Source organism: Halobaculum marinum (assembly GCF_029338555.1).
Lineage (GTDB): Archaea > Halobacteriota > Halobacteria > Halobacteriales > Haloferacaceae > Halobaculum > Halobaculum marinum.
On record NZ_CP119989.1, the window covers coordinates 716733 to 742470 of the forward strand.

At 70.0% G+C, this 25738-nt stretch carries 28 protein-coding genes; 17 read left to right on the forward strand and 11 right to left on the reverse strand.

Translation table 11 applies throughout. The features are described 5' to 3' along the window. Positions 1–98: 98 nt before the first annotated feature. The 3 genes from P0R32_RS03740 to P0R32_RS03750 all read left to right on the forward strand — a co-directional run bounded on the left by P0R32_RS03740 (position 99) and on the right by P0R32_RS03750 (position 1636). Positions 99–479 carry a hypothetical protein gene (locus tag P0R32_RS03740; RefSeq protein ID WP_276238598.1) on the forward strand — a complete coding sequence of 127 codons (381 nt, stop codon included), beginning with the start codon at positions 99–101 and terminating at the stop codon, positions 477–479. Between the two features lie 194 nt (positions 480–673). Further along, positions 674–1156: a pyruvoyl-dependent arginine decarboxylase gene (locus tag P0R32_RS03745; RefSeq protein ID WP_276238600.1), complete on the forward strand. Its 483-nt coding sequence runs from the start codon at positions 674–676 to the stop codon at positions 1154–1156. A 99-nt stretch (positions 1157–1255) separates the two neighbouring features. Continuing rightward, the gene (locus P0R32_RS03750) at positions 1256–1636 is read left to right on the forward strand and encodes a DUF5811 family protein (RefSeq protein ID WP_276238601.1); all 381 of its coding nucleotides are present in this window, start codon (positions 1256–1258) and stop codon (positions 1634–1636) included. Positions 1637–1794: 158 nt separating this feature from the next. Here the strand turns inward: P0R32_RS03750 and P0R32_RS03755 are convergent, their stop codons facing one another. Together P0R32_RS03755 and infB are read right to left on the reverse strand one after the other, a co-directional pair. Continuing rightward, positions 1795–2037 carry a DUF8015 family protein gene (locus P0R32_RS03755; RefSeq protein WP_276238603.1) on the reverse strand — a complete coding sequence of 81 codons (243 nt, stop codon included), beginning with the start codon at positions 2035–2037 and terminating at the stop codon, positions 1795–1797. Positions 2038–2216: 179 nt separating this feature from the next. Next, a complete protein-coding gene (gene infB, locus P0R32_RS03760) occupies positions 2217–4031 on the reverse strand; it encodes a translation initiation factor IF-2 (protein WP_276238605.1) in 1815 nt (604 codons plus the stop codon). A 177-nt stretch (positions 4032–4208) separates the two neighbouring features. Here infB and P0R32_RS03765 point away from each other — a divergent pair, with 177 nt between their 5' ends. Both P0R32_RS03765 and P0R32_RS03770 read left to right on the forward strand, forming a co-directional pair. After that, positions 4209–4454: a PRC-barrel domain-containing protein gene (locus tag P0R32_RS03765; RefSeq protein WP_276238607.1), complete on the forward strand. Its 246-nt coding sequence runs from the start codon at positions 4209–4211 to the stop codon at positions 4452–4454. Then, complete coding sequence (locus P0R32_RS03770; protein ID WP_276238609.1) at positions 4454–4912, forward strand: NOB1 family endonuclease; 459 nt, start codon at positions 4454–4456, stop codon at positions 4910–4912. The genes P0R32_RS03765 and P0R32_RS03770 overlap by 1 nt, the downstream gene beginning before the upstream one ends. Before the next feature lie 96 nt (positions 4913–5008). Here the strand turns inward: P0R32_RS03770 and P0R32_RS03775 are convergent, their stop codons facing one another. After that, positions 5009–5752, reverse strand: a complete 744-nt coding sequence (locus P0R32_RS03775; protein ID WP_276238610.1) for a CPBP family intramembrane glutamic endopeptidase — start codon at positions 5750–5752, stop codon at positions 5009–5011. 1 nt (position 5753) lies between these two features. After that, positions 5754–7037: a phosphoglucose isomerase-related protein gene (locus tag P0R32_RS03780; RefSeq protein WP_276238611.1), complete on the reverse strand. Its 1284-nt coding sequence runs from the start codon at positions 7035–7037 to the stop codon at positions 5754–5756. Between the two features lie 142 nt (positions 7038–7179). Here P0R32_RS03780 and P0R32_RS03785 point away from each other — a divergent pair, with 142 nt between their 5' ends. Together P0R32_RS03785 and P0R32_RS03790 are read left to right on the forward strand one after the other, a co-directional pair. After that, positions 7180–7689, forward strand: a complete 510-nt coding sequence (locus P0R32_RS03785; RefSeq protein WP_276238612.1) for a DUF8056 family protein — start codon at positions 7180–7182, stop codon at positions 7687–7689. Between the two features lie 257 nt (positions 7690–7946). Then, on the forward strand, positions 7947–8507 hold the full coding sequence (locus tag P0R32_RS03790) for a DUF5812 family protein (protein ID WP_276238613.1): 561 nt from the start codon (positions 7947–7949) through the stop codon (positions 8505–8507). 430 nt (positions 8508–8937) lie between these two features. Here P0R32_RS03790 and P0R32_RS03795 read toward each other — a convergent pair whose 3' ends face one another. Further along, positions 8938–9249: a DUF7968 family protein gene (locus P0R32_RS03795; protein WP_276238614.1), complete on the reverse strand. Its 312-nt coding sequence runs from the start codon at positions 9247–9249 to the stop codon at positions 8938–8940. A gap of 354 nt (positions 9250–9603) precedes the next feature. On the opposite strand from P0R32_RS03795, the gene secF reads away from it, so the two are divergent. The 3 genes from secF (at position 9604) to P0R32_RS03810 (ending at position 12516) form a co-directional block, all read left to right on the forward strand. After that, positions 9604–10482, forward strand: a complete 879-nt coding sequence (gene secF / locus P0R32_RS03800) for a protein translocase subunit SecF (protein ID WP_276238615.1) — start codon at positions 9604–9606, stop codon at positions 10480–10482. Beyond that, complete coding sequence (locus P0R32_RS03805; RefSeq protein ID WP_276238616.1) at positions 10479–12104, forward strand: preprotein translocase subunit SecD; 1626 nt, start codon at positions 10479–10481, stop codon at positions 12102–12104. Before secF ends, P0R32_RS03805 begins: the two co-directional genes overlap by 4 nt. Before the next feature lie 67 nt (positions 12105–12171). Further along, complete coding sequence (locus P0R32_RS03810) at positions 12172–12516, forward strand: hypothetical protein (RefSeq protein ID WP_276238617.1); 345 nt, start codon at positions 12172–12174, stop codon at positions 12514–12516. A gap of 82 nt (positions 12517–12598) precedes the next feature. On the opposite strand, the gene rnhB is transcribed toward P0R32_RS03810, so the two are convergent. The 4 genes from rnhB to P0R32_RS03830 all read right to left on the reverse strand — a co-directional run bounded on the left by rnhB (position 12599) and on the right by P0R32_RS03830 (position 15524). Next, the gene (rnhB, locus tag P0R32_RS03815; RefSeq protein ID WP_276238618.1) at positions 12599–13276 is read right to left on the reverse strand and encodes a ribonuclease HII; all 678 of its coding nucleotides are present in this window, start codon (positions 13274–13276) and stop codon (positions 12599–12601) included. A gap of 60 nt (positions 13277–13336) precedes the next feature. Continuing rightward, the gene (locus P0R32_RS03820) at positions 13337–14731 is read right to left on the reverse strand and encodes a tRNA pseudouridine(54/55) synthase Pus10 (protein WP_276238619.1); all 1395 of its coding nucleotides are present in this window, start codon (positions 14729–14731) and stop codon (positions 13337–13339) included. 94 nt (positions 14732–14825) lie between these two features. After that, positions 14826–15128 (reverse strand): hypothetical protein, encoded by a 303-nt coding sequence (locus P0R32_RS03825; protein ID WP_276238620.1) that lies wholly within the window; start codon positions 15126–15128, stop codon positions 14826–14828. A 186-nt stretch (positions 15129–15314) separates the two neighbouring features. Next, a complete protein-coding gene (locus P0R32_RS03830; RefSeq protein ID WP_276238621.1) occupies positions 15315–15524 on the reverse strand; it encodes a hypothetical protein in 210 nt (69 codons plus the stop codon). Positions 15525–15809: 285 nt separating this feature from the next. Here P0R32_RS03830 and P0R32_RS03835 point away from each other — a divergent pair, with 285 nt between their 5' ends. The 5 genes from P0R32_RS03835 (at position 15810) to P0R32_RS03855 (ending at position 21276) form a co-directional block, all read left to right on the forward strand. Then, complete coding sequence (locus P0R32_RS03835) at positions 15810–16757, forward strand: transcription initiation factor IIB (protein WP_276238622.1); 948 nt, start codon at positions 15810–15812, stop codon at positions 16755–16757. A gap of 67 nt (positions 16758–16824) precedes the next feature. Continuing rightward, positions 16825–17610 carry a DICT sensory domain-containing protein gene (locus tag P0R32_RS03840; RefSeq protein ID WP_276238624.1) on the forward strand — a complete coding sequence of 262 codons (786 nt, stop codon included), beginning with the start codon at positions 16825–16827 and terminating at the stop codon, positions 17608–17610. Positions 17611–17666: 56 nt separating this feature from the next. Then, positions 17667–18884, forward strand: a complete 1218-nt coding sequence (locus P0R32_RS03845; protein ID WP_276238626.1) for an amidohydrolase family protein — start codon at positions 17667–17669, stop codon at positions 18882–18884. A 376-nt stretch (positions 18885–19260) separates the two neighbouring features. Further along, positions 19261–20538, forward strand: coding sequence for an MFS transporter (locus P0R32_RS03850; RefSeq protein ID WP_276238627.1), 1278 nt, complete (start codon positions 19261–19263; stop codon positions 20536–20538). A 93-nt stretch (positions 20539–20631) separates the two neighbouring features. Next, positions 20632–21276 carry a pyroglutamyl-peptidase I gene (locus tag P0R32_RS03855; RefSeq protein ID WP_276238628.1) on the forward strand — a complete coding sequence of 215 codons (645 nt, stop codon included), beginning with the start codon at positions 20632–20634 and terminating at the stop codon, positions 21274–21276. A gap of 48 nt (positions 21277–21324) precedes the next feature. On the opposite strand, the gene P0R32_RS03860 is transcribed toward P0R32_RS03855, so the two are convergent. Continuing rightward, positions 21325–21633 carry a DUF2250 domain-containing protein gene (locus tag P0R32_RS03860; RefSeq protein ID WP_276238629.1) on the reverse strand — a complete coding sequence of 103 codons (309 nt, stop codon included), beginning with the start codon at positions 21631–21633 and terminating at the stop codon, positions 21325–21327. A 144-nt stretch (positions 21634–21777) separates the two neighbouring features. Here P0R32_RS03860 and P0R32_RS03865 point away from each other — a divergent pair, with 144 nt between their 5' ends. Then, a complete protein-coding gene (locus tag P0R32_RS03865) occupies positions 21778–23127 on the forward strand; it encodes a M28 family peptidase (RefSeq protein ID WP_276238630.1) in 1350 nt (449 codons plus the stop codon). A gap of 10 nt (positions 23128–23137) precedes the next feature. On the opposite strand, the gene P0R32_RS03870 is transcribed toward P0R32_RS03865, so the two are convergent. Beyond that, a complete protein-coding gene (locus P0R32_RS03870) occupies positions 23138–23869 on the reverse strand; it encodes a helix-turn-helix domain-containing protein (protein WP_276238631.1) in 732 nt (243 codons plus the stop codon). A 195-nt stretch (positions 23870–24064) separates the two neighbouring features. Here P0R32_RS03870 and ggt point away from each other — a divergent pair, with 195 nt between their 5' ends. Continuing rightward, a complete protein-coding gene (ggt, locus tag P0R32_RS03875) occupies positions 24065–25702 on the forward strand; it encodes a gamma-glutamyltransferase (RefSeq protein ID WP_276238632.1) in 1638 nt (545 codons plus the stop codon). The last annotated feature ends 36 nt before the right edge of the window (positions 25703–25738 follow it).

Below are 25738 nucleotides of genomic sequence, written 5' to 3' on the forward strand. Positions count from 1 at the left end.
AGTCGTTCGACAACTGTTTTCGGTAACAGTCGCACGGCCTCGGCCTCTAATTCACAATACAGAGACTTAATTACACCATCACCAGTGATTTTCTGCCCATGGAGCAGCAGCGAACGTGCCTCGTCGTCGTTTGCTGTGTCATCGTCATCAGCGGCTGTGCGGGAGTCGGTGGCCAAGATCCAACGACGACTGCGCACTCCGCCGACTGGCGGTTGACCATCGAGGACAACTATCCGAATGCGTTCAGTGTCGTCGTTGTCGAGGAGTCTTCGAACAAGGAACTCTCCACCAAGACGTTCGATTCGACTGACCACGGCACTCTGAATGTCAGCTCTGCCATTCCAGCCGACCGTGTGGTCGTCGTCGAGATCCACAGCGGTAATCAGACGCTGTGGGAAGAGCGGATGGCACCATCAGTCTCGTACGAGTTGACCATCCGAGAAGACGGTGAGGTGGAAGCACTTCTCTATGAGGTGTGAGGCGGCTATAGACTCGCACAGGTAATCGGCAGCGGCACCATCTGCTGTGACTTCGGGAGAGCCTGCATCCGATCGAACTATCCGATGAACCTGTAACTCCCTGAGGGGTTCAACAAGACCACTCGTCTCCGACGCCCCAGAGCGCGGCGGCCGCGATCCGACACCCACTTTCCGCCCGCCGCCGCTCCTCAGATATGGACATCCTCGTCGCGGACGGCGTCGGCCACGGCCCCACCGAGTTGGCCGCCTACGACGCCGCGCTCGCCGACGCCGGCGTGGGCGACTTCAACCTCGTGACCGTCTCCTCGGTCGTGCCCGCGGATGCGACCGTCGAGGCCGTCGGCACCGCCCCCGACCTCGGTCCCGCGGGCGACCGCCTCACCGTCGTGCAGGCGCACGCCGCCGCCTCGCCCGCGGACGCCACCGACACCGACAGCGTCACTGCCTGCCTCGGGTGGGCGACCGGCCCCGGGCCGGGCCTGTTCTACGAGGCCGACGGCAGCGACGCCACCGCCGTCCGCGAGACGGTGCTGGAGGGACTCGACGCCGGGCGCGACCTCCGCGACTGGACGTTCGACCACGAGGAGACGTGCTGTGCGACCGTCGACACCGACGAGTCGGCGTACGCCGCCGCGGTCGTCGTCGCCGCCTACGGCGACAGCGAGCCGATCGCCTGACCGGCGCGTTCTGGCGGCTTCCGGGGTCGAAACAGTAAAATCGGCAGACAGGTCGCCGACGATTTTATACCTCGACCACCCATATGGATGGTGTACCTGATGAACGGTAACAACCCCTATGCGGGGGCTCCCGGCGTCGTCGAGGCGGGTCGTCCCGAGGAAATCGACCTCACCGCCGATCAGAAGGACGCGCTCCGCCGGGCGGTCGCCACCATCGTCACACGGACCGAGTCGTATCTCCCCGACGGCTACGCCGTCGGCTCCGAACTCTCCTACGGCGCCAACGGTCCGCAGGCGACCGTCGCCGTCCAACCGCCCGTCGGCCACGCCGTCTCGGCGGGCTTCTCGCCCGACATCGACGACATCGAGGCCGGCCTCGACACCGAGGACCGCGAGGAGGTCGCCCGTGGCCTCGCCGCCAGCGCCGCAGTGCAGGTGATGTCCGCCGTCGGCGACGACCTCGAACCGACCGCGCGATAACCGACGCCGCCCGCTGCCGTTCTGCCGTTCCGTTCGACGCCGACCGCGAAGCCACGGCTCTGGATCGAACTGTCGAGTTCGGTTCTCACGACCAGGAGGGTATCGAGCGACAATCGCCATACGGCGGTACAGATCGGAGCCTCACACGACGACTGCTGTCAGCGGGCCCGCCGGCTCCCACCGGGCGGTGAGACGAACAGGCCGTACGCGACGACGAGCGCCGCCAGCGCCGACCCGACGCCCGCGGCGGTCGGCGTCGGCAGCGACAGTCGCGTGCCGCCGACCGCGCCGGCGAACAGCAGCGCCGGCACGGCGGCCAACACGAGGTCGTACTTCGACGGCGATCCGGCCCCCGGCGGAACCGGGGTGGTGTTGCGACTGGATGGTTCGCGCACGCTCATCGTCTCTCACCACCGTAGAGATTCTGTTCGGTCCGTAAAATCCGTTACGGTCGAAATAATCGAGCGATGTGATACGTTGGATTCGCGTGCGACCGACGAGGGTGATTCGTGGCCACGAGGTCACGCACGCTGACGTCGCGATCGAGAAAAACCTCTGGAGGGCGCCGCGATCCGGAGCGCTACTTCCCCCAGAAGGGGTCGGTCTTGCGCCGCTTCTCGAGGTACGCTTTCAGCGCCTCGATCTCGTCGGCGCGGATCTCCGAGGCGAGTTCCTGTTCGAGGATCTTCGCGTGCTTCTCGGGGAGTTCGATCCACAGTTCGTCGCCCTCCTCGATCTGTCGACCCACCGTTGGGCCGTCGATGGCGACGGAGACGCGCTCGCCGGCCTGCGCTTTGTCCACGTCGTCGCCCTGGTGCTGGATGCCCGAGAGGGAGCCGACGCGCTTCGGTTCGCTCCCCTCGAACTTCGCCACGGGGCGGTTGTTCTGGACGGTGCCGGAGACGACCTCGACGCCGACGACGGCGGGGTCGTTCTGGCGGAACGTGTGGTCCTGGAGGATGCGGAAGCGCGCGGGCTTGGTGATCTTGTCGAGCACCGTCTCCTGCTGGGCGCGCTCCAACTCCTCGACGTACTCGTCGTACTCCTCGACGAGTTGGTAGATCACGTCGTCGTCGAACAGTTTCACGCCGGTGCGGTCGAGCGCGTCCTCGGCGTCGGGGAGCACGTCGACGTTGAACCCGAGGATCACCTGGTGTTTCTCCTCGTTGGCGGTCTGAGCGACGGTCACGTCGCGCGGGGCGATGTCGCCCACCTCCGCGCGGAGGATGGGCACCTCGGCCTCCTCCAGCGCGTTCGCCATCGCCTCCAGCGATCCGAGGGTGTCGGCCTTGACGACGACGCCGTCCTCGGCGGTGTCGACTTCGATCTTGGCGAGTTCCTTGCGGACCTCCTCTTTCACCGCGTCCACGTCGTCGCCGCGGACGACGCGGACGGGCGCGCCGGACATCGCCTCGTCGAGGTCCGGCGCTGCGATCTTCACACCCGCCGCGGCGCGGACCTCGTCGACGCGCTCGAAGCGCTTCTCCGTCCGGATCTCGGCGTTGGGTCGCGGTTGGAGCAGCGCGCGCACCTCCGTGACGATGGGGTCGTCGCGACCGCCGACGACGATGGTGTCGCCCTCGCGAACGACGCCGTCGTACAGCACCACGTCCAGCGTCGCGCCGAAGCCGCGCTCGTCTTTCACTTCAAGCACCGTGCCGACGCCCGGGCCGGACACGTCGATGGACATCTCCTCCTTCATGTAGCGCTGGGAGAGGCCCATCAGGACGGTGAGGAGGTCCGGGATGCCCTCCATCGTCATCGCGGAGACGGGGACGACGCCGATGTTGGACTGGAAGTCCTGGACGCGCCAGTAGAAGTCCGCCGAGAAGCCCGCCGACGACAGGTCGCCGATCAGTTCGTACAGGTTCTCGTTGAGTCGGGAGGTCGCGCGCTCGGACTGCTTCTCCAGCGACTTCTGGATCGGCTCGCCTTCTTGCGGATTCCAGCCGGGCGTCGTGTCGATCTTGTTGGCGGCGACGACGAACGGCGTGCCGGTGCGCTTGAGGATGCTGATCGCCTCCTCGGTCTGGGGCTGGAAGCCGTCGTTCACGTCGACGACGAGCACCGCGATGTCGGCGAGCGCGCCGCCGCGCGAGCGCAGCGTCGAGAACGAGTGGTGGCCGGGCGTGTCGATGAACAGTAGGCCGGGGAGGTCGAAGTCGGTGGGGTCGACGAGCGCGCCCGCCATCTCGGAGATGGTCTCCAGCGGGACTGCCGTCGCGCCGATGTGCTGGGTGATGGCGCCGGCCTCGCCCTCTTGGACCGCAGAGCCGCGGATCCGGTCGAGCAGCGTCGTCTTCCCGTGGTCGACGTGGCCGAGCACCGCCACGATGGGCGTGCGGAGGGCGCCGGGGTCGGCGGCGGACTCGGGGTCTGTGTTGGTGTCGGACATGGAATATTCACCGAGAGAAGGTCTCTTGTCCGAGTTGAACCGGGGGCCGAAGTTACCTGTTTCGACTCACCGAGACAGACAGCGGACGGCGCCCGTCACCCGTGCCGGCCCCGCCGGCGTGTGCCCCGCGTCCGACGCAGCGTGGCGTTTATAGCCGTCGCGTCAGTGAGCGACGGTATGGCAGACATCCTCGCCGAGAACCTCTCGGGCAAGGCCGTCATGGGCTCCGACGGCACCGAGTTGGGTATGCTGTACAACATCACGATGGACCTGAAGACGGGCTCGCTGTCGGACCTGCTCGTCACGCCGAACGAGGAACTCGCACCGGCGCAGGTGCCGTTCGACCGCGACGAGTCCGGGCGCTTCCACGTGCCGGTCTCGAGCGTGCAGGCCGTGAAGGACTACATCGTCGTCCGCACGTAATGGAAGTCCTCGACTCATCGGCGTTCATCCACGGCTACGACAGCGACGAGCAGACGGCCTCCATCCCCGCGGTGCAGGCGGAACTCACCGGCGAGACCGCCCTCCGCTTCGACGCCGAGGAGGGTGCCGGGATGCACATCCACGTCCCCGGCGAGGGCGCACTCGGGCGCGTCCGTCGCGCCGCCGAGGAGACGGGTGACGCCGCGGAGCTGTCGGACACCGACCTCCGCCTGCTGGCGGCGGCGTTCGAACTCGACGCGACGCTCGTCACCGACGACTACGCCATGCAGAACGTCGCCGAGCGCATGGACGTGCGGGTGCGCGTCATCGCGCGCGACGGGATCAGCGAAGAGATCGAGTGGCGCTTCCAGTGTTCTGGCTGCGGGCGCACGTTCGACGAGAACCGCGACCGCTGCCCCATCTGCGGCAGCGACCTCTCGCGCAAGAACCCGACGTAACCGGCGTCGACCTGGCTCCGGTTCGCATCGCAGTCACGCGGTTTTCTCCACCTCGATCCGTACGCGGCGCCACGGGAGGCACCCGCCGACCGCCGCTCAGACCGCGCCGGTCGCCGAGAGGTACTGGACGGCGAACTGGGTCGCGTTGTACGCGCCGTGGACGACGACGGGGACGACGAGGTTGTCGGTGTACTCGTACATCGCGCCCAACCCCACGCCCAGCAGCGCGGCGACCGCGACGTACACGAGCCGCTGGGTCGGCGTCCCGGCGCCGGCGAGGTAGTGCAACAACCCGAACAGTAGCGACGCGCCGGCGATCGCACCGGCGGGCCCCAGTGCCCGGCGCAACTCCCCCTGGACGACGCCGCGAAAGAGGATCTCCTCGCCGACCGCGACGGTGAGGAACGACAGCGGGATCATCAACAGGAAGTAGCTCGGCGGATTCTCCAGCGCCCGGTTCGTGCTCGGCGTCAGTCCAGCCGTCGCGAACGCGTAGAGGATCGCGTAGCCGGCGGCGATCAGTCCGACGGAGCCGACGAGGACCACGACCGCGTCGCGGGCGGTCGGCCGGCGAACCCGCAGGATGTCGAGGTCGCCGGCGTAAAACAGGAACGCCAGCCCCGCCACGGCGAAGCCGGCGACGTTGCCGACGGTGACGAACGCGGCCCCTACCGCCGAGTTCGCGCCGAATCCCAACGCCTGCGCGAGCCACTCGAACGCCGGCACCAGCGCCGACGCGGCGACGAGGCCGGCGACGATGGCGAGGACGGCCTGCGCGACACGGATCGCGACCTCGCGCCCCTCGACGGTCCCCTCGGGGGGACCGAGTTCGACGTTCACTTCACTCCACCTCCAGCCGTCGCTTGTCGCTCACGGCGTCGGCCTCGGCGAAGTCGCCGCCGCCGAGCAGGCCGCGGGCGGCCTTCTTCCCCCACTCGACCGCCGGTTGCGTGAACGTCGAGACCCCCGCGAGCTCCCCGTAGAGGACGCACGCCGCCTCCATGCCGTACAGCAACTCGCCGACTCCGTGCTCGTCGACGCGGTCGAGTTCGATCCGGACGTTCTCGCGCCCGGCGGCCGCGAGACTCGCCTCCGTCGCGCGGAACTCGGCGTCGAGCAGGTCGCCGAGCGACGAGCCACCGAGGTACGACAGTCCTTCCAAGTCGGTCTCGGGGATGGCGAGATCGTCGGCCTCGCGGGGGCGGACGAGCGTGACGAGTTTGTCGGCGGGCCCGGCGCGGTACAACTGCAACTGACTGTGCTGGTCCGTCGCGCCGAGCGCCCGGGCCGGCGTCTGCCCCTGTCCCTCCTTGCCGAGCGACTCCGCCCACAGTTGGGCGAACCACTCCGCGAACCGGTCGAGCGACTCGGCGTACGGCATCATCGCGTTCGTCGTCGCGCCACGTTCTGCGAGCGCGTAGGTCGTCGCGCCGTAAGCGTAGGCGGGCGACTCGAACAGCGACCCCGCGAGGCGGTCGGCTTCCGCCGCCGCGCCCGAGAGCAGCGCGTCGAGGTCGACGCCCGCCAACTCCGCGGCGAACAGCCCAACGGTCGACAGTGCCGAGAAGCGCCCGGGGACGCCGTCGGGCACGTCCAGCGCGGGCAGGTCGTGCTGGTCGGCCATTGCCCGGAGGTTGCCCGCCTCGCCGGTCGTGACGACGGTGCGCTCGGTCCAGTCGACGCCCGCGCGCTCCATCGCCTCGCGGACGACGAGGAAGTTCGACAGCGTCTCGGCGGTCGTGCCCGACCGCGAGACGACGTTCACCACGGTGGAGGAGAGGTCCACGTCCGCGAGGATCCGGTCGACCCAGACGGGGTCGACGTTGTCGAGGTAGCGACAGTCGACGCCGCTCCCGAGCGCGTCCGTGAGCGTCGCCGCGCCCAACGCGCTGCCGCCGATGCCGACGGTGAGGAGGTGGTCGGGGTCGAAGCCGGCGGCGGCCGCGCGGATCGGTTCGGGGTCGCACGTCTCGGGGAGGTTCAACGCGGCGTAGCCGTGCTCGCTGTCGGCGCGCCCGCGTTCGATCCGGTCGTGGGCGTCGGCGACGCGGTCGTCGAGGGCGTCGAGGTCCTCGCGCGTGAGTCCCAAGTCGCCGTCGAGTGCGTTGCCGATGTCGACGTTCATGTGGGAATCCCCGGCCCCCGCCGGCAAAACCCTGCCGTCCGTTCCGGCGGCGCGTCCCCGCGGCGCGTTCCCGCGGCGCCGTCGTCCGCCGCGCTGGTCGGCGGACGGGGCGCTTAACACCGCCGCGTCCCAACCACGGTCGATGACCGACGGCGAGGCGCCGCCCGACGCGGCGGCCGCGACCGGACCGGGTGCGTCGACGGACGACGAGGGGTACCGCGGGGTGTTCGGCGCGTTCCCGTACGCCTTCCGAGCGACCGACTCGCTGGCGTTCAAGTCGTACGTCGTCCTCGGCGGGCTTTCGGCGCTCCTGCTCACGGTCCTGTTCGGCCTCGCGCTCGTGACGCTGTTCGGCGCGACCGCACAGGCGCGCTTCTCCATCGTCCGGGCGTTCTACGTGTTGGTCGGCCTCGGCGCCGTCGGCCCGACCATCGTCCCCGTGCTGTTGGTCGCGCGCTCGCGCCGCCGCGGGGAGACGCGCCGCCGTGGCTACGACCTCGGCCTCGCGCTCGCGGGCTACCTGTTCCTCGCGTCGCTGTACGTCGGCGCGGCGGTCGGCGCCGAGGCGACGCCGCTCCCGCCGGTCGCCGGCCTCGCCTTCCCCGCCGCGGGCGGACTTCTGATCGCCGCCGCGCACTACCTCCGTCGCTGACGCGTCGGGCCGTCGTTCGGTCGCTCACTTCGTTCGTCCGGCAGCTACACCGCGATTGGCGGCTGGTCGAGCCGCTCGGTCGCTCACTTCGTTCCTCCTCGTCATCTGTTGGCGGCTCGGGCGACGCTCCCTCGCGTCGCTCGGTCGCGTCCACCTCGCCGCCGGTGGGTCGAGCCGCTCGGTCGCTCACTTCGTTCGCTCCCTCGCGGCTCGCACGTCACGAAACCCGGAAAAGCCCAGACTACCTACCGGGGGGCATGACCGACCGAGACCCCGACGACTCCGAACTCGACGCCATCCGCGACGCGCTGGCGTCAGCGACCGACGACGCCGGCCCCGCCGACGCCGCCGACGGCGAGAAAGACGCGGCGTTCCTCGTCACGCACGCCGACGACGACTCCGCCGTCCTGCGCGACGTCACCTCCGGACAGGTCCACGCGCTCTCCTCGAACCCCGGCGTCGAGGAGGGTGAAGCCGTCGAGGGTGTCGTTGCGCCCGACCCGCCGATGAACGTCTCGTGGCAGCTCGTCGAGGTCCACGAGCGCCGCTTCATCGCCGTCGAGGAGAGCGACGAGTCGCCGACACAGCAGTCGCTCGACATCGCGGCCGACCAACCGGTCGGCGACCTCACGCGCGTCGAACGCGCCGGCACCGGCGAACTCCACGTCGTCTCGGTTCCAGAGGCCGACACCGCCGACGCCGTCGCTGACGTGCTCGCCGACGCCGAGACTGCCCGGGCACGCGCGACTCGCCTCGGCGTGAACCGCATCGAGGTCCGCTCGGCGCCGGGCGTGGTCGTGATCCGGTACATGCCCTGACCCCGAATCTGTCGAATTCCACACTTTCGTCTCTTCTCGGAGCCGTCTACCCGATTTACGCTGTCGAGGCGTATTCCACTCATAAACCCTCTACTGCGATACGAAAACGCGCGAGCACAGCGATTCAGCGGTTCCCTCGTTCCAGTCTGAACGGCGTGCTCGTGGCCGCTCACTGCCGATCTCACAGGATATCCAGAATCGAGCCGACGCGACGCTCCTCCACCGGTGCACTGCCACGATTCGTCGTCTGGGCGACCGACCCGATTTCCTCGCCGCTCAACAGTCGGCGTCGCTGGTGGTTCGGTTCTCGACCCGCTACTATGCTGCTAATCACGTCCTCACGTGCGCGCGAAATTGGAAGAAACGGCCCCGACTCAAGACCACTCACCTCCCGACGCATCCGGTCGGCTGGGGGCGGGCCGTTTCCAGACTACTCGGTGGGACCGCCGGCGGACTGGACGCGCCACCCGCCTTCGACCCGGCCGGAGCGCTCGACGAGTTCGATCGCGGTGTCGTCGCCGACCCGACTGCCGCCCTCGACGACCTCGACCCGGAAGGTGAGGTCCAGCGAGTCCCCACAACAGCCCACGTCGACGAACTCCTCGCGCTCGTCGCCGACGTGTGGTTCGTCGAGCATCCGCCGCAGGTAGTTCCGGTAGCGATCGGTATCGATCTGGTCGCGGCCCCACTCGCTCAGGCCGTCCGGGAACGACAACACCACACGCGACGCGTCACGGCTCATGTGCGGTCGTACGGGACGAGGCACCATCGGCCTGTCGCCGCCGTGTCCAGCGCTCGCACGAACGATGCGAGCCGAGTGCGCCGACTCGTCGGAGGAGTGTGATCGCCCGATTGGGCGGATTCTATATAGCGGCCTGGCATTTATTGTCGTCTGGATCCGCAGGTCGTGGAGTCCGTGCGCGCCCCGCGGCGATCCGGCTGTGGTCGCCGAGTCCTCGTCTCTGGGGCTGCCAATCTGCACGTGGCTCTCGACCGAGACGACGGCCGGCTCCGCCGTCTTCAGTGCGGAGAGTGGCTGAAACGGCGATAGTCGTGAAGAAGAAGGCTTATTCGGCGCGCGGGGGGAGCGGCACGCATGGTTCGATTCGAGGTACCGGAAGTCGATTACACCCGGTACAGCAACCGGCAACTCGCGGCGGTTCCGCTCGCGGTGTTGGCCGTGGCCCTCCTCGTCATCGGCGGGTTCTACGCGGCGACCGGCGCGCCGGTCGACCCGGGACTGGACTTCACCGGCGGGACGGAGCTCCGACTCGGCGTCGACGCGCCGAGTGACGCACAGGCACGCGACCAGATCGATTCGGCGTTCGCCTCGACGCCGGACTCGATCCAGCGTATCCAGGGAGAGAACGTGTACGTCGTCACCTTCGAGGCGTCGGAGGCGACCGCCGGCGACCTGGAGGCGCAGGCCGACGACGCCGGCTTCACCGTCCGGTCGGTCGACTCGGTGTCCGCGTCGTTCGGCTCGGGCACCCAGACGCAGGCGCTGTTAGGCGTCGCTGCGGCGTTCGTCGGGATGGCGGCGCTGGTGTTCGCGATGTTCCGGACGTTCGTGCCGAGCATCGCCGTCGTCGTCTCTGCGTTCTCCGACATCGTGATCCCGGTGGCGCTGATGAACCTGCTCGGGATCGAACTCACGCTCGGGACGGTCGCGGCGCTGTTGATGCTCATCGGGTACTCCGTGGACTCGGACATCCTGCTGAACAACCACATCCTCCGTCGGTCGGGTGACTTCTACGAGTCCACCCACCGCGCGATGCGCACCGGCGTGACGATGACGCTCACGTCGCTGGCGGCGATGGCCGTGATGGCCTTGGTCGCCACGCTGTTCGGCATCGGCCTCCTGTCGAGCATCGGGATCATCCTGGTGTTCGGGCTGGCGGCGGACCTGATGAACACGTACCTGCTGAACGTGTCGCTGCTTCGCTGGTACAAGTACGAGGGGGTGGCCCGATGAGCGCGTGGGGCTCCGCCAAGGAGAACTGGCGCGTCGTCCTCCTCGTCGCGATGCTCGTGCTGTCGACGGTGTTCCTGTTCGCCCCCGGCATCGGCGCCGGGTCGGGCGGCGGGACGACGAACGGCACGACCGGCGGCCCAGTCGCCGAGTCGAGCGGGGTCACCAACCTCCAGTACGGCCTCGAACTCTCCGGCGGCACGCGCATCCGCGCGCCGCTGGCCGGTGTCCACGCGACCGACGTCGACTTCGGCGGGCAGAACGCCTCGACCGTCGAGTCGCGCGTGGCCGCCGAGTTGTCCGGCGTCGACGTGACCGACGTGACCGCGCGACCGCCGGGCACCTACACCCAGCAGGACGTCACCCAGCAGACCGCGACCGTGGAGTTGACGACTGAGGATGCGACCACCGACGAACTCGCGGGTGCGCTCGACGCGGCCGGCTACGGCTACGAAGCGGTGCAGGAGGGCGTCACCGACGTGACGATCCAACAGGCGGTCGTCGTCTTACGGTCGAAGGTGAACGAGGCAGGGCTCTCCGGCGGGTCCGTCCGAACCGTCGAGAGCGGCGGGGAGAACTTCGTCCTCATCGAGGTGCCCAACGAGGACCGCTCGGAGGTCGTCGACCTCGTCGACTCGCGCGGGACCGTCCGCATCGTCGTCTACCACCCGGTCCAGCAGAACAACACCACGACGTACGTGAACACGACTGCGATCACCCAAGAGCAGTTCCAGAGCGTCGGGACGGCACGCCAGGACGACTCCGGCGGTGCGTTCGTCTCGGTCGCAGTCCGCGAGGAGGCGGCTCCGTCGGTCCAGCGCACGTTCGTCGACACGAACGTCGCTCAGCCCGGCGGCAGCGACTGTCGCTACGAGTCGAACCCGCAGTCGACCGAGCCGTGTATCCTCGTCGTCCGCGACGGCGCAGTGGTCTCCTCGTTCGGCATGGACGGCGGCCTCGCGAACTCCATGCAGTCGGGCGAGTGGGCGAACAACCCGACGTTCATCTTGACGACCGGCTCCGGCCAGGCCGCGTTCGAGCGCGCCCAGGAGGTATCGGTCGACCTGCGCGCCGGTGCGCTGCCGGCGCCGCTCGCGCTCGACGAGGGGACGACCACCACCGTCACCGCCTCGCAGGGTGAGTCGTTCCGCACGGACTCGCTGATCATCGGCCTGCTCGCGGTGCTCACCGTCGCGGGCGTCGTGTTCCTCCGGTACGGGCGCCCACAGGTGGCCGCGCCGATGGTCGTCACGGCGCTGTCTGAGGTCGTCGTGCTCCTCGGATTCGCGGCGTTCATCCGCTACCCGCTCGACCTCTCGGTCATCGCCGGCTTCATCGCCGTCATCGGGACCGGGGTCGACGACCTCGTGATCATCGCCGACGAGGTGATGAGCGAGGGCGACGTGAACTCCCGACGCGTCTTCGAGTCGCGCTTCCGCAAGGCGTTCTGGGTCATCGGCGCTGCCGCCGCGACGACCATCATCGCGATGTCGCCGCTGGCGGTGCTGTCGCTGGGCGACCTGCAGGGCTTCGCCATCTTCACCATCCTCGGCGTGCTCGTCGGGGTGTTGATCACCCGGCCTGCGTACGGTGACATCCTCCGTGCGCTGTTGACCGACCGCTGACGGTCGCCGAGCTACCAGCGGTCACCGACCGCGAACGCTTTTCTCGCTCCCCCGCCTCGCCGCGAGCGTGCCCTCCACGGACGACCGCGACGCGGCTGAGGTGACAGCGACTCCCGACGAACAGTCCGCCGACGACGGCGACGCTGCCGACCTGACCGCCGCGGACGTCGAACGGATCGCCCGCCGCGTCGCCCGCGAGGAGCTGGACCGCGCCGACCGCTCCAGAGACTCGTCGCTGTGGACGGTGCTCGCCGGCGTGTTCGTCGGCTTCGCCGTGCTCCTCCCGCTGTCGGCGCTCGTGCTCTCGTCGCTGCTCGACCTCGGGCTCCCCGTCGAGGCCGTCGGCGCGCTCGGCCTGCTCGCGTTCCTCGCGCTCGTCGCCTACGGCTGGCGGTTCCCGCCGTTCCAGTGATCGCCTGCTCCGATTCGCCGCTCCTGCTTGCGATTGTCGGGTGAGGATGGCCGAGAGGAGATCCCCAATACGGGGCTTCGATTCAGAATTCGTCGAGCGCCGACTGCTCGTTCGCCGCGAGCACGTCGTCGCAGGTGGACCACGACCGGCGGGCGCAGTCCGGAAGCGTCCCCTCGCGGGCGACGTACTCGCTGAGGAACTGGCGCGTGTTCGGATCCGATGGGTAGCCGCTGCCGACGCCGTCGTAGCCGCGGTCGCGGTACGCCTCGTCCAGTTCGGCCACCACGCGGTCGCGCTCTACCTTCGCGACCACGCTCGCGGCAGCGACGACCGGGTACGACTCGTCGGCGCCGTGTTCGGCGGTCACGTCGACGGCGACGCCGTTGGCCCCCTCGCCGGCCCCCGCCGCCACCGCGTCGGCGACGCGGCGGGCGAACCGAGACTCACTCACGTCGCCGGCGTCGACGACCGCGCGGTCGCCGTCGCGGGCGACCTGCGCGAGCGCCTCGGCCTGCCCCGCGACGGTGAGGGTGTTCATGTCCGTGTCTGGCGCGTCGATGCGGTCGACGCCGACGTGGGCGACCGCGACGGCGACGCGGTCGTCCTCGCGGAGGACCGCGTCGAGTTCTTGCCTGCGCTCCGGCGTGAGGCGCTTGGAGTCGTCCACGTCGTCGGGGATGGCGTCGGGGTCGGCCCGTACCGCGCCCGCGACCATCGGACCGAGGACGGGTCCCTTCCCCGCCTCGTCTGCGCCGAGCATGGCTGAGGGTCACCGAGAGGCGGCAAAAGCGTGCGGTTCGCGGTCGCGTCGGCGGGTCGGTTACGCCTCGTCGTGCTCGGTGCCGTCGTCGTCCGCGTCGTCACCGTCGCCGCGACCGTCTTCCAAGAAAAACTCGGGCTGCTCGAACGCCTCGTCTTCGCCCTCGACGGCGAGCACGTCCAGTTCCGTCACCACCGCGTCGACGCCGAGCAGGCCGGCGAGGCTCGGCTCCGTGCGCCCCTCGTCGCCGCTGATCAACTCCTTGATGTAGAGGCCGCCGTCGCCGTGCACGTCGACGGTCGCGTGGCGGGGGTCCTCCAACTCGCCCGTGACCTCGCGAGCAACGCGGGTCCGCGTCATCGACGCCCGGCGGTGGTCGACGCGGTTCGGGGTGTACTGCTCGATGGTCGCGCCGTCCAACTCGGCGACCGCCGCCGCGAGGTCGTCTTCGCTCACGTCGGCGCCGAACTCGACCGCCGCGCGGTAGCGCTTCGTCGCGTCGAGTTCCTTCACGCGGGCGACCATCTCGTGGGAGCACAGGCGCAAGCCCTCCACCTCGACTTTCCCGTCGGCGAAGGCGTTGATGTCCGATTCGAGCCGCCGTACGTTGATTTCCCTCCGCCGTGGCTCGTCGACCTCGATCACGAACGGGCGGCCAGTGCCGAGCATCAGCGCGTCCACGTCCTCGCGACCGGCGCCGTGGAACGTCGAGTCGACGCCCTCCATCACGTCCTCGACGACGGGCGCGGTCAGTTGCTGGACGCTCTCCGGGTACAGGTAGCCGGAGCCGTCGCAGGTGTCGCACGGCTCTCGACCCTGCCGCCCGGAGCCGCGGCAGTCCGAGCAGGGCCACTCGGTCTGCGGGATGTCGCGCTCCAGCTTCCGGTAGCGACCGTACACGTGCGCGGAGTTGACCGTCGCCTCCACGGCGTCGGCGTCGACGTCGAGGAGGAACTGCACGTGCGGGCGGTCGAAGTCGACGGCGGTGCCGGTGACCTGCCCGACGCGCTTGCCCACCTCGCGGTTCAGTTCCTTGCGCAGCGGCTCGCCCGCGTCGGGGTCCATCCCGGCGTCCTCGCGGAGCAGGCGGTCGTTCTCCTCCGCGAGCGGCGGGACGCGGGTGCCGACCTGGTAGGTGGCGTACTCGTAGTCGGCGACGGCGTCGGCGGCGCGCTCGGCGAACTCGTCGACGCGCTCGAACACGCCCTCGCACACCCAGCAGTCGCCCGCGGCGCCCGGTTCGTAGTCGGCGTCGTCTTCGAGGGCGACGGCGACCCGGAGGCCGTGGCCGCGCTCGTGGTTACCCAACCCGAAGGAGCGCTCTGCGAACGGGCGGCCCAGACAGTGGTCACACAGCGGGCCGCTCGCGAGCAGTCCGCGAGCGGCCTCCAGCACGTCGTCGAAGTCGCCGCCGTCGCGTTCGTCGGCGGCGGCCTCGGCGTCTGCGTCGGTCATACCCGCTCTCGTCGCGGCGGGCGGTAGGCCCTTTCGGTCGCGTGTGGTCGCGTCGCTCGCGAGGTGGTGGTCGGAGAAGTGGATGGTCGCGCCGCTACTCGCCGGCGACGGCGGCGCCGTCGGCGCTATCGGGCGGGACCGCCCGTACGGCCGTCACGGCGACGTCGTTGACGCCGAACGTCTCGGCGAGCGCCGTGGCGACGGCGTCGGGCGTGTCGCCCGCACCCGCCGCGAGCGTGACGGTCGCGTCGGCCTCGACCGTGAGGTCGTTGAGGCCGGGCTGGAGGCCGCGGATGTCGAGCGACTCCACCGCGGCGACGGCGTCGGCGCGGCGGAGTTTCGTCTCGGCGCCCTCGGCGAGGTCGCCGGGGGCCGATCGGGACACTGCGATGGTCATGCTGGCGTCGGCCAGTCTGTGTCGGTGAACCGACATACACTCCCTGCGCGACTCGAACGCGCTGCGGGCCTTCCCGGGGAGCGGGTCGGCCGCGCGACTGCGAGACGGCTCAGGGGAACCTGAACGGTAGGTGGAGCAAGGGTGTGTCCGCCTCCGCTCGGGTCGACCCCGAGAACCGTCGCCGCGTCACGCGGCGATGGAGGCGGACGGTACGTATGCCGGAGCGGCGGCCCCGTTGCCCGCGCCGATGGTCCCGGTGGCATTCGCCTTCCCATTGAAGGCGGCCGACCGGGCGGCGACGGATGCGACGGGGGCGACGGGGGCGACGACCGACCACGACACGCACGCCTCGCTGCCGAGTGGCAGGCGAGTGGCGAGGGATGCGTGGTCGGTCATTGGGTGGCCTCCGACTCTCGTCGTACTCCCGACCAGAGTGGCACAGCGCTTAACTTTTCCCCACCGGTGTGAACGAATCGCACGCCGTTCGACGAGCCGTTTCGCCCCCCTTCGATTCGGCGACACTTTTATACCAAATACTTGTGTGTACGCTATCGGGATGCCGGATACGTATCGCGGGCCCGAGACTGGTGACTCTCGGCGGCCCGCACCAGACCACAGTGGTACGACACTGTCGAACACGAGCGGCGCTCCGCCGGACGGGCGCACGAAGCGAGCCCGCTAGTGACCACGACGAGACGCGAGCGCGACCGGTCAGCGAAGCAGGAGGCGGACACAGTCGACCCCGACGAGGTCGACGAGGCCGACCTCGTCCGCACCGACGACGGTGAGTTGATCCACGAGCCCACGGGGCTCATCATCGAGGAGGACAACGTCGACCGTGGTCCCGAGTGGCGCGCGTTCAACGCCACCGAGCGCGACCGGAAGAGCCGCGTCGGCTCGCCGATGACCCAGACGATGCACGACAAGGGTCTCACCACCAGCATCGACTGGCGCAACCGTGACGCGAGCGGTCGACAGCTGTCGGCGGAGAAGCGCTCCCGGATGGAGCGCCTTCGCACGTGGCAAGAGCGTATCCGCACACAAGACGCCGGCGAGCGCAACCTCCAGTTCGCGCTCTCGGAGATCGAACGGATGTCCTCGGCGCAGGGCGTCCCCAAGTCTGTCCGCGAAGTCGCGTCGATGATCTACCGGCGCGCCCTCGACGAAGACCTCATCCGCGGCCGGTCTATCGAGGCGATGGCGACGGCGAGCCTCTACGCTGGCTGTCGCCAGGAGGGGATCCCGCGCTCGCTCGACGACTTCGTCGGCGTCGCTCGCGTCGAGCGCCGTGAGATCGCCCGCGCGTACCGCTACATCTCGGGCGAACTCAAACTGGCGCTGAAGCCGGTCGACCCCGCCGAGCACGTCCCCCGCTTCTGCTCGAAACTCGGGCTCCCGGAGGACGTGAAGCGGCGTGCGACCCGGATCGTCGACGAGACGACCGTCGACGGCCTCCACGCCGGCAAGTCGCCGACGGGGTATGCCGCCGCGGCGATCTACCTCGCGTCGATGCTGTCCGACGACAAGCGGACCCAGTCGGAGATCGCAGACGTGGCCGACGTGACGGTCGTCACGGTGCGCAACCGCTACAAAGAGCAGATGGAAGCGATCGACCCCGGCTCGCTGTAGCGGTCTCACGGCTGATTCTCGGGCGCGCGGCTTTATCCGCGGCGACACGCTCTGACGACGTATCTCGATGGTGCTGGACGCCCAGTTTCGGACGCTCGCGTCCGCGGTTCCCTCGGACCGCCGCCTCGCGGTGGTTCGACGCGACGGCGGCACGCCGCTCGACTCGATGTTGCGCCGACTGTTCGCCGACCAACCGGTGTCTGTCAGCACCGACGCCACCGCCGGCACGACGACCGGCGACGACGACGTGGCTGTGCTCGTCGAGGACGGCGAGGTGCTCGCGACCTCGCCGCTGGCGGCGCTGGAACGTGCGATCCTCCTCGTCAACTCCGACCTCTACAAGACGGGAACGCTTCGGCTCGCCGACGCCGACCTCCCGTCGGTGTTGACCGGGCTGGCGGACGTGCCGTTCCGGCTCCGCGGCTATCCGCTCGCACACAAGGAGAAACTGCTCCTCATCGCGATGAGCCGCCAGATCGAACTCCGAGCGGCACGCGCCGACGCCGGCGAACTCCACGCCTCCTTCCAACAGCTCTCGCGGATCGACGACGAGGTCGGCACTCGACGCACGTACGAACACCTCGCCGCCACCGACGTCGACGTCCACGTGTACGGCGAACCCGACTGGAACCCCGAGCGCCCTCTCGACGTGACCGCCCACGCCGGCTACGGCGCCGGCTACAGCGACTCGTGGTTCGTCGTGTTCGACCCGCCCGCCGACGCGGTGGGGCCGCACACGACGCCCGTCGGACTACTCGCGCTGGAGGCGGAGCCGCGCGTGTGGGAGGGGATCTGGACGTTCCGCCCCGACGCGGTCGCGGAGTTGGCGTCGGTCATCCGACGGAAGCTGTAGGCGTCGGTCGGTTTCGAACCGAAACGCTTTGGACCGGATCGGCCAACCCGGTGGCAATGAGCGACACGACAGGCGAGGGCGGGAGCGTCGTCGTCCGCGGCGGGACAGTCCACACGCAGACCGAGCGCGGAACGGTCGAGGGCGACGTGCTCGTCGTCGACGGTGAGGTCGCCGCCGTCGGCGAGGTCGACGCACCGGCGGACGCGACCGAGGTCGACGCGACCGGGATGCAGGTGACGCCCGGGTTGATCGACGCCCACAGCCACGCCGGGATGGCCGAGTGGGGCGAACCGGAGGACGGCGACTTCAACGAGGGGACGAGCGCGACGACGCCGCACGTGAACGCCTTAGACGGCTTCCACCCGCGCGACGAAGAGCTGAAGGGCGCGTTCCAGAACGGCGTCACCACCGTCTCCGCGCGGATGGGGTCGGGCAACGTCATCGGCGGCATCATCTGCTCGATGAAGACGTACGGGAGGGTCGCCGACCGGATGCTCATCGCCGAGGACGGCATGAAGGCCGCGATGGGCGAGAACCCCAAGCGCTTCCACGGCGAACGCGAGGGTCGCCAGCCGTCCACCCGCCCGGGCGTCGCCGCCACGCTCCGGCAGGAGTTCATGGCGACGGAGGACTACATCGAGGCCCGCGACCACGCCGCCGAGAACGGCGAGCCGTTCGAGCGCGACCTCGGGCGGGAGAACCTCGCCCGCGTCATCGAGGGCGACCTCCCGCTGCGCGTCCACGCTCACCGCTCTGACGACATCGTCACCGTGTTCCGCATCGCCGAGGAGTTCGGCATCGACGCACTCTCCATCGAACACGCGACGGAGGGGCACGTCGTCGCCGAGGAGTTCGCCGCCCGGGACGTGCCCGCCATCGTCGGGCCGTCGTTCTCGTCGGCCTCGAAGTACGAACTCCGCAACATCACCTTCGAGACGCCGGCCATCCTCCACGAGGCGGGCGTCACGGTCGCCATCCAGACGGACGCTCCGGTGATCCCCCAGCAGCACCTCGACGTCTGTGTCGGCCTCGCGGTCCGCGAGGGGTTCCCCGAGGAGGCGGCACTCGACGCCGTGACGACGAACCCTGCGGAGATTCTCGGCATCCGCGACCGCGTCGGCGACCTCGCAGAGGGCACCGACGGCGACCTCGTCGTGTGGGACGGCCCGTTCCACGAGGTCGGCACGCGGAGCCAGCACGTCGTCGTCGACGGCGAGGTCGTGTTCGACCGCGAGCGCGACGACGTGGACCCGCGCGAGGAGTACGAGTGGTGAGCGCGGTCGACCGAAGGGAGACCGCGGTGAGCGAGCGGGGAGTGAAACGACCCGCGAGCAGGAGCGAGGGCGAGTGAGCCCTCAGACCAACGGCGTTCACAAATCGCGTCGCGATTTGTGAGCTCACGAGACCACCGGTCTCGTGAACGGCGAGGTGGTCGCGGCAGAGCGAAGCGAGGCCGCGTGGCCCGAGCCGCCCAGTAAGAACGGACGACACGAGCGAGGCTGCGTGACCCGAGCCGCCCAGTAGCCCCCGCAGAATCCGAGTTCGTGCGGCCCGAACTGCCGGCGCCGCCCGCGCCGCCTGGCCCACACGCCGCCGCCCCGTCTGACACGCGATCGCACACCCCCCGAGTTCGACTCCAGACCGCCCGACGTGACCGACACGAACACCCCACCCGATGCGGACCCCGACGACGCGTACTCGGAGCGGCAGGTGCGGACGGTCGTGCTCAGCCTCGTGGCCGGCGTGTTCTTCGGCGGGATGGGCGGCGGCGTCGCGTTCCCGACCATCCCGGCGCTCGGGAGCGTGCTCGGCATCGCGCCGTTCCTCGTCGGCGCCATCCTCTCGATCAACCGCTTCACGCGCCTGCTCATGTCGACGCCGGCGGGCGACGTGCTCGACCGGCTGGGCACGCGCCGCCCGATGATCGCGGGGTTCGTCGTCCAGGGGCTCGTCCCGTTCGGCTACCTCGTGGGGCTCAACCCCCCGTTGGGGCTGTCGTCGGCGACGGTGTTCCTCGTCTCCAGAGCGGCGTGGGGCGTCGGCTCGGCGTTCGTGTTCGTCGGCGCGTTCTCGACGGTGACGCACGTGACGACGCCGGCGAACCGGGGGCGGTGGGTCGGCTACATGCGCGGCGGGCAGAGCCTCGGCTTCCCCACGGGGCTGGTGCTCGGCGGCATCGTCACGGAACTGTACGGCTACGGCGAGGCGTTCGCCGTCGCCGGCGCCGCGGGGTTGTTCGCCGCGGCGGTCGCCTACCGCGTGCTCCCGAACGTCTCCCCCGACGCCGGCGGCGGGAGTCGCCTGCGCGACGTGCCGGCGCTCGTGCGCGCGGACCCCCGAATCGGCGCCGTCGGCACGGTCAACTTCACGATCCGCTTCCTGTACGCGGGCGTCCTGCTGTCGACGATCGTGTTGTACACCGACGCCAACGACATCTCGCTGGGCGGCCTCGCGGGCACGGGCACCAGCGGCGTCGTGATGGCCGTCTCCGTGCTCGCGCTGTCGGCGTCGAACCTCGCGGTCGGGCGCCTCTCCGACAGCCTCGGGCGGACCACGACCGTCGTGCCCGGCCTCGCCGTCTTCGGCGCCGGCTTCGCGCTGGCGGCGCTGGTGCCCACCGCACCGGGGGTGCTCGGCGGCGTCGCGCTCGTCGGCGCGGGTGCGGGGCTCACCGGGCCGCCGCTGCTCGCGTACCTCGGCGACATCGCCCCCGGCGGCGACGTGGGGAAACTCGGGGGCGTGTACAACGTGTTCGGCGACCTCGGCTCGACGCTCGGGCCGCTGGTCGCGCTCCCGCTGGCCGCTGAGATCGGACTGTCCGGCGAGTACCTCGCGTGCGCTGGGCTGGTGGTGGTGGCGGGGGTGATCGCCGCGACGACGCTGCGCGACGACTCGGCGACTGACGCGGCGGCGGTGCCCGACGACTGAGTCGCTCCCGTCTCCGACGGCGATTCTCGTTCGCGAACCGGCGACGGCGTCGGCAACGCGAACGCTTACGCACCGTCACTCACGACGCGGAGTATGACACTGTTGTGCACGGGATACGAGCCGTTCGGCGACCACGAGACGAACCCCTCCCAGGAGACCGCCGCGGCGCTGGACGGGCGGACGGTCGCGGGTCACGAGGTCGTCGGGGAGACGCTCCCGGTCGCGTTCGACCGCGCGGGCGAGGAGTTGGCCGCACTGGTCGACGAGCACGACCCCGCCGCCGTGGTCGCCACCGGCCTCGCCGCGGGGCGGTCGGCGGTGTGCGTCGAACGGGTCGCGATCAACGTCGCCGACACGGTCGGCGTCCCCGACAACGACGGCGCGGACCCGGTCGACGAAGCGCTCGACCCTGACGGTGCAGACGCGCGCCTCTCGACGCTCCCCGTCCGCGAGACGGTCGAGGCGTGCCTCGACGCCGGCGTGCCTGCGCGCGTGTCGAACACCGCGGGCACCCACCTCTGCAACGGGATCCTCTACCGGGCGCTCGCGCTCCTCGAAGGGACCGACACGCCGGCGGGGTTCCTCCACCTGCCTGCGACGCCGGCGCAGGCGGCCGCGGCGGCGCGCGACGGCGAGGCCGCTCGCGGCGGGAGCGTACGGGCGAGTCTCCCCCGGGAACTGGACGAGCGAGCGGTCGAACTCGCCTTCGAGACGGCGCTCGGCGTCACCGACGACTGACGGTAGCCGAACGAGAGTGGTCGAGGTCGCCCCCGGCGGGCGCGTGCGTTACTCCTCTTCGACCGACGCGGTGCCGCCGTCGGCGACGGTCTCGCCCGCCCCGTCGGTGTCGACGCCGGTCGTTCCGACCGCCTCCCCCTCCAGCGCCCGGCGGCCGGCCTCGGTGATCCGGTAGATACGCTCGCCGGTCGCCGCCTCGACGAAGCCGCGCTCCTCCAGCGCCGCGATCCGCCGTTCGACGAGCGGGATGTGGAGCCCCGTGTTGGCGGCGACGAGCGCGGGATAGTCCGCGCCCGCATCTCGGAGGTGGCGCAGAACGCGCTGGTCGGCGTCAGAGAGGTCGATGGGTCGGGGCATCTTTTGCGTCATTCGTTAGCATGATACAAGAAGTTGGCGGGTGTCCCCGGCTCGCTCCCGAATTCGCGGCCCGTCGAGGCGGCGCCGTCGTGCGGGTTCGACCGGGACCCGGACAGTCAAGGTCGTCGCCCCGAACCCCGACGCATGCGACTGCCGAACGCGGCCGTGGGCGACGCACAGACCAGCGGGTTCGGGTGGGACGTGCTCACCGACCTCGTCGACGTGGGCAACCGGATGGCCGGGCAGACGGGCGAGCGGCGCGGCGCGGAGGTGGTCCGCGACGCCTTCGAGCGCGCCGGCGCCCGCGACGCACGCATCGAGGAGTTCGACATCCCCGGCTGGTGGCGCGGAGAGTCGTCGCTGACGATCCACGAGCCACACGAACGCGTCCACGGCGGCCAACAGGACGTGCTCGCGCTCCCGGGCTGTCCGTCGGGCGAGGCGACGGGTCGCGTCGTCGACGTAGGCGACGGCACCTACGAGGAGTTCGAGGCGAAGGCGGACGAACTCGACGGCGCCATCGCCGTGGCCTCCTCGGACACGCCCGAGGAGGTCGACCGCTGGATCCACCGGATGGAGAAGTACGTGAACGCCGCCGACCACGGCGCGGTCGCGTTCGTGTTCCGCAACCACCTCGACGGCTCGCTCCCGCCGACGGGCGAGGTGGGCTACCACGAGCGCCCGGGACCGATTCCGGCGGTCGGCGTCTCCTGTGAGGTCGGCAAGCGACTGGCCCGCTACGCCGAGGCGGGCTGTGAGGCGACCGTCGCGGTCGACTGCCGCAACGAGCCGACGACCTCGGTGAACGTCGAGGCGGAGGTCGGCCCCGACACCGACGAGGCGGTGCTGCTCACGGCCCACGTCGACGCCCACGACATCGCCGACGGCGCCAACGACAACGGCGCCGGCACGGCGCTCGTCGCCGAAGTCGGGCGGATCCTCGCGCGCGACGACGTGGACCTGGACACCCGCGTCCGACTGGTCACGTTCGGCTCCGAGGAGATCGGGCTGTGGGGGGCGTACCACTGCGCCGAGACGAGCGACCTGGACGACGTGAAGTGCGTCGTGAACCTCGACGGCGCGTGTAGCTCTCGGAACCTCCGCGTCGGCACCAACGGCTTCGAGGCGATGGGGTCGGTGTTCCGGGCGGTGACGACCGACCTCGATACGAGTGTCGCGACCGACGACACCATCGCACCCCACGGCGACCAGTGGGCGTTCGTCCAGGAGGGCGTCCCCGCGGTGATGGCGTCGACGACCTCGTCGCAGTCGGGCCGCGGCTGGGGCCACACGCACGCCGACACGCTCGACAAACTCGACTCGCGTGACTTCCGGGACGTGGCGGTGCAGGTCGCCGAGGCGGTCGCTCGCTTCGCCTCCGAAGCGGTCGAGACGCCGCACCGCTCGCGCTCGCAGATGCGGGCGGCCATCGACGACGGCTACGAACAGGAGTTGCGGATGGGCGGTCGCTGGCCGTACGACGACGCGGCGTGAGTCGCCGGGGTCAGGTGTCGCCGCCGAGGAAGTCGGCGAGGTCGTTCATCACCTTCCCCTCCGCTCGCGCGAGGTGCTCCCACGCGGTCGTGGTGCCGATGCCGAGTTCCTCGGCGACGTCCTCGACGCCCGCCGTCTTCTCGTGACCGTAGTAGCCGGCGCGGATCGCGACGCCGAGCGCCTCGCGCTGGCGCGGCGTGAGGTCGTGGAGGGCGCCGGCGCTCTCGAAGCGCGTCGTCGGCGTCACCTCGTGCATCTCCAGTTGCCGGACGAGTTCGACCTCGTTGCCGCGGGCTTCGATCTCGTCGATCACCGCCGAGAGGTCGTCGTCCGCGTCGAGGTACAGCGTCCACCGCTCGTAGCCGCCGGTGATGACGGTCCCCGTCCGGTAGTGCACCCCCTGGCCGGCGAGCAGTTCCGCGATGCTGTCCCACTCGGGGACGTTGACGGTGACCGCGACGAACACCGTTGGCTCGCCGAACGGCGTGAGTGGTTCGGCAGACACCACTGGCTCTCCAGCGGCGAACGTCTCGACGAACCCGCGAACGTCGTCGGGTTCGCCGGTCAACTCGACGATTCGTTTGCGCTCGTTCCCTCGGCCGGTCATCGATGACACCGACCGCATCGTCACGTCGGGGTACTGCTCCGACGCCGCGGTCTCTGGCTGTCCGACGTGCTTGATCTTCAGCGCCACCTCTCGCATCGGCCGGACCGGCGAGTGGTCGCCGCGTTCGGCTCCCATACTGGGTATGTGTGGAGCCACGTTATCAGTCTTCGCTCACATTCGGTCAGTCTTCGGTGGGTGAAACGGGACCGCGACCGGCGATCAGGTGGATCGCTCCGAGAGCGCACCAGCGAACGAACAGGAAGGTGGCGGCCCGATGTTCCCAAATATATTCGCCTTCAGGCTTTCGCCGCTCCGTCGGTGAGCGTTCCCATGGACGACCCAGATATCGATCGATTCGCGTCACGTCGGTCGACCGTGTACGGGCAGCGCGGCGTCGTGGCGACGAGCCAGCCGCTCGCCTCACAGGCCGGTATCTCCGTGTTGGAGGACGGCGGCAACGCCTTCGACGCCGCCGTCGCGACCGCGGCGGCGTTGAACGTCGTCGAACCGACCTCGACGGGCCTCGGCGGCGACGTGTTCGCGCTGTACCGCACTGCCGACGGCGAGGTCGGCGCGATGCGCTCGTGCGGCCCGGCGCCGGCGGACGCCACCATCGAGAACGTCCGTGAAGCCGTCGCCGCGGAGGAGGACGTCGACCCCGCGGACGCGGAGATGCCCGACACGGGCGCTCACGCGGTGACGGTGCCGGGCACCGCCCGCGGCTGGGAGGCGACCGCCGAACGCTTCGGTCGCAAGTCCCTCGCCGACCTGCTCCAGCCGGCGATCCGCTACGCGACGGAGGGCTACCCCGTCTCGGAGGTCGTCTCCGCCCAGTGGCAGCACGGCGAGGAACTGTTCGAGACGGAGAACGCTCGCGACGCCTTCCTGTTCGACGGCGAGGCACCCGACGTGGGCCAGCACGTCACGCTCCCGAAGCTCGGCGCGTCGCTGGAGCTGATCGCCGAGGAGGGCGCCGACGTAGTGTACGAGGGCGAGATCGCCGAACAGATCGCCGCCGAGGTGCAGGAGCAGGGCGGCTTCATGACCGTCGACGACCTCGCGGCGTTCGAGCCGGAGTTCCCCGAGCCCGTCTCGACCACGTACAACGGCACCGAGGTGTACGAACTCCCGCCGAACAACCAGGGGCTCATCGCGCTTGAGGCGCTCAACATCGCCGAGGAACTGGGCGCCGCCGAGTACGACTACGACTCGCCCGAGCGCGTCCACTACTTCTCAGAGGCGCTGAAGCTGGCGTTCCACGACGGCCACCGCTACATCACCGACCCCGAGTTCGAGGACCACCCGCCGCTCGCGAGCAAGGATTGGGCCGCCACGCGCGCCCAGGAGGTCGGCGAGGAGTGCAACGACGACGTGACGTTCGGCGTCCCCGACGCGAACGCCGAGGACGCCGACACGGTCCTGCTGTGCGTCGCCGACGACGAGGGCAACGTCGTCTCGTACATCAACTCCCGGTTCGCCGGCTTCGGCTCCGGCGTCGTCGCCGGCGACACCGGCATCGCGCTCCAGAACCGCGGGTCGTCGTTCTCGCTCGACCCCGACCACCCGAACTCGCTGCAGCCAGGCAAGCGTCCGTTCCACACGCTCATCCCCGCGCTGGCGGACTTCGCGCCCGACGACGACGCGACGGACGACTGGGCCGCCTTCGGCGTCATGGGCGGCTACATGCAGCCGCAGGGGCACGTGCAGCTGATCTCCAACATCGTGGACTACGACCAGCCGCTCCAGACGGCGCTCGACAGCGCCCGCTGGCGCTACCGTGAGGAGGGGAGTCTGGCGTTGGAGCCGCAGTTCGACGGCAACGTCGCGTCGAAACTGGTGCGCAAGGGCCACGACGTGAAGACGCTCCCGCCGGCGCTGTTCGGCGGCGCCCAGATCGTCCGCAACGAAGACGGCGTCCTCTCGGGGGCGACCGAACCCCGCAAGGACGGCAACGCGCAGGGGTACTGAGTCGCGGTCAGACGCGCCCGACCCATCACTCGATAG

Coding starts and splice junctions, on each gene's coding strand:
- P0R32_RS03750 (WP_276238601.1), top strand. CDS start 1,256: ATGAACGGTAACAACCCCTATGCGGGGGCTCCCGGCGTCGTCGAGGCG.
- P0R32_RS03790 (WP_276238613.1), top strand. CDS start 7,947: ATGACCGACCGAGACCCCGACGACTCCGAACTCGACGCCATCCGCGAC.
- P0R32_RS03745 (WP_276238600.1), top strand. CDS start 674: ATGGACATCCTCGTCGCGGACGGCGTCGGCCACGGCCCCACCGAGTTG.
- secF (WP_276238615.1), top strand. CDS start 9,604: ATGGTTCGATTCGAGGTACCGGAAGTCGATTACACCCGGTACAGCAAC.
- P0R32_RS03780 (WP_276238611.1), bottom strand. CDS start 7,037: ATGAACGTCGACATCGGCAACGCACTCGACGGCGACTTGGGACTCACG.
- infB (WP_276238605.1), bottom strand. CDS start 4,031: ATGTCCGACACCAACACAGACCCCGAGTCCGCCGCCGACCCCGGCGCC.
- P0R32_RS03740 (WP_276238598.1), top strand. CDS start 99: ATGGAGCAGCAGCGAACGTGCCTCGTCGTCGTTTGCTGTGTCATCGTC.
- P0R32_RS03765 (WP_276238607.1), top strand. CDS start 4,209: ATGGCAGACATCCTCGCCGAGAACCTCTCGGGCAAGGCCGTCATGGGC.
- P0R32_RS03840 (WP_276238624.1), top strand. CDS start 16,825: ATGGTGCTGGACGCCCAGTTTCGGACGCTCGCGTCCGCGGTTCCCTCG.
- P0R32_RS03825 (WP_276238620.1), bottom strand. CDS start 15,128: ATGACCATCGCAGTGTCCCGATCGGCCCCCGGCGACCTCGCCGAGGGC.
- P0R32_RS03770 (WP_276238609.1), top strand. CDS start 4,454: ATGGAAGTCCTCGACTCATCGGCGTTCATCCACGGCTACGACAGCGAC.
- P0R32_RS03805 (WP_276238616.1), top strand. CDS start 10,479: ATGAGCGCGTGGGGCTCCGCCAAGGAGAACTGGCGCGTCGTCCTCCTC.
- P0R32_RS03755 (WP_276238603.1), bottom strand. CDS start 2,037: ATGAGCGTGCGCGAACCATCCAGTCGCAACACCACCCCGGTTCCGCCG.
- P0R32_RS03830 (WP_276238621.1), bottom strand. CDS start 15,524: ATGACCGACCACGCATCCCTCGCCACTCGCCTGCCACTCGGCAGCGAG.
- P0R32_RS03795 (WP_276238614.1), bottom strand. CDS start 9,249: ATGAGCCGTGACGCGTCGCGTGTGGTGTTGTCGTTCCCGGACGGCCTG.
- ggt (WP_276238632.1), top strand. CDS start 24,065: ATGGACGACCCAGATATCGATCGATTCGCGTCACGTCGGTCGACCGTG.
- P0R32_RS03865 (WP_276238630.1), top strand. CDS start 21,778: ATGCGACTGCCGAACGCGGCCGTGGGCGACGCACAGACCAGCGGGTTC.
- P0R32_RS03785 (WP_276238612.1), top strand. CDS start 7,180: ATGACCGACGGCGAGGCGCCGCCCGACGCGGCGGCCGCGACCGGACCG.
- P0R32_RS03855 (WP_276238628.1), top strand. CDS start 20,632: ATGACACTGTTGTGCACGGGATACGAGCCGTTCGGCGACCACGAGACG.
- P0R32_RS03870 (WP_276238631.1), bottom strand. CDS start 23,869: ATGGGAGCCGAACGCGGCGACCACTCGCCGGTCCGGCCGATGCGAGAG.
- rnhB (WP_276238618.1), bottom strand. CDS start 13,276: ATGCTCGGCGCAGACGAGGCGGGGAAGGGACCCGTCCTCGGTCCGATG.
- P0R32_RS03860 (WP_276238629.1), bottom strand. CDS start 21,633: ATGCCCCGACCCATCGACCTCTCTGACGCCGACCAGCGCGTTCTGCGC.
- P0R32_RS03820 (WP_276238619.1), bottom strand. CDS start 14,731: ATGACCGACGCAGACGCCGAGGCCGCCGCCGACGAACGCGACGGCGGC.
- P0R32_RS03845 (WP_276238626.1), top strand. CDS start 17,667: ATGAGCGACACGACAGGCGAGGGCGGGAGCGTCGTCGTCCGCGGCGGG.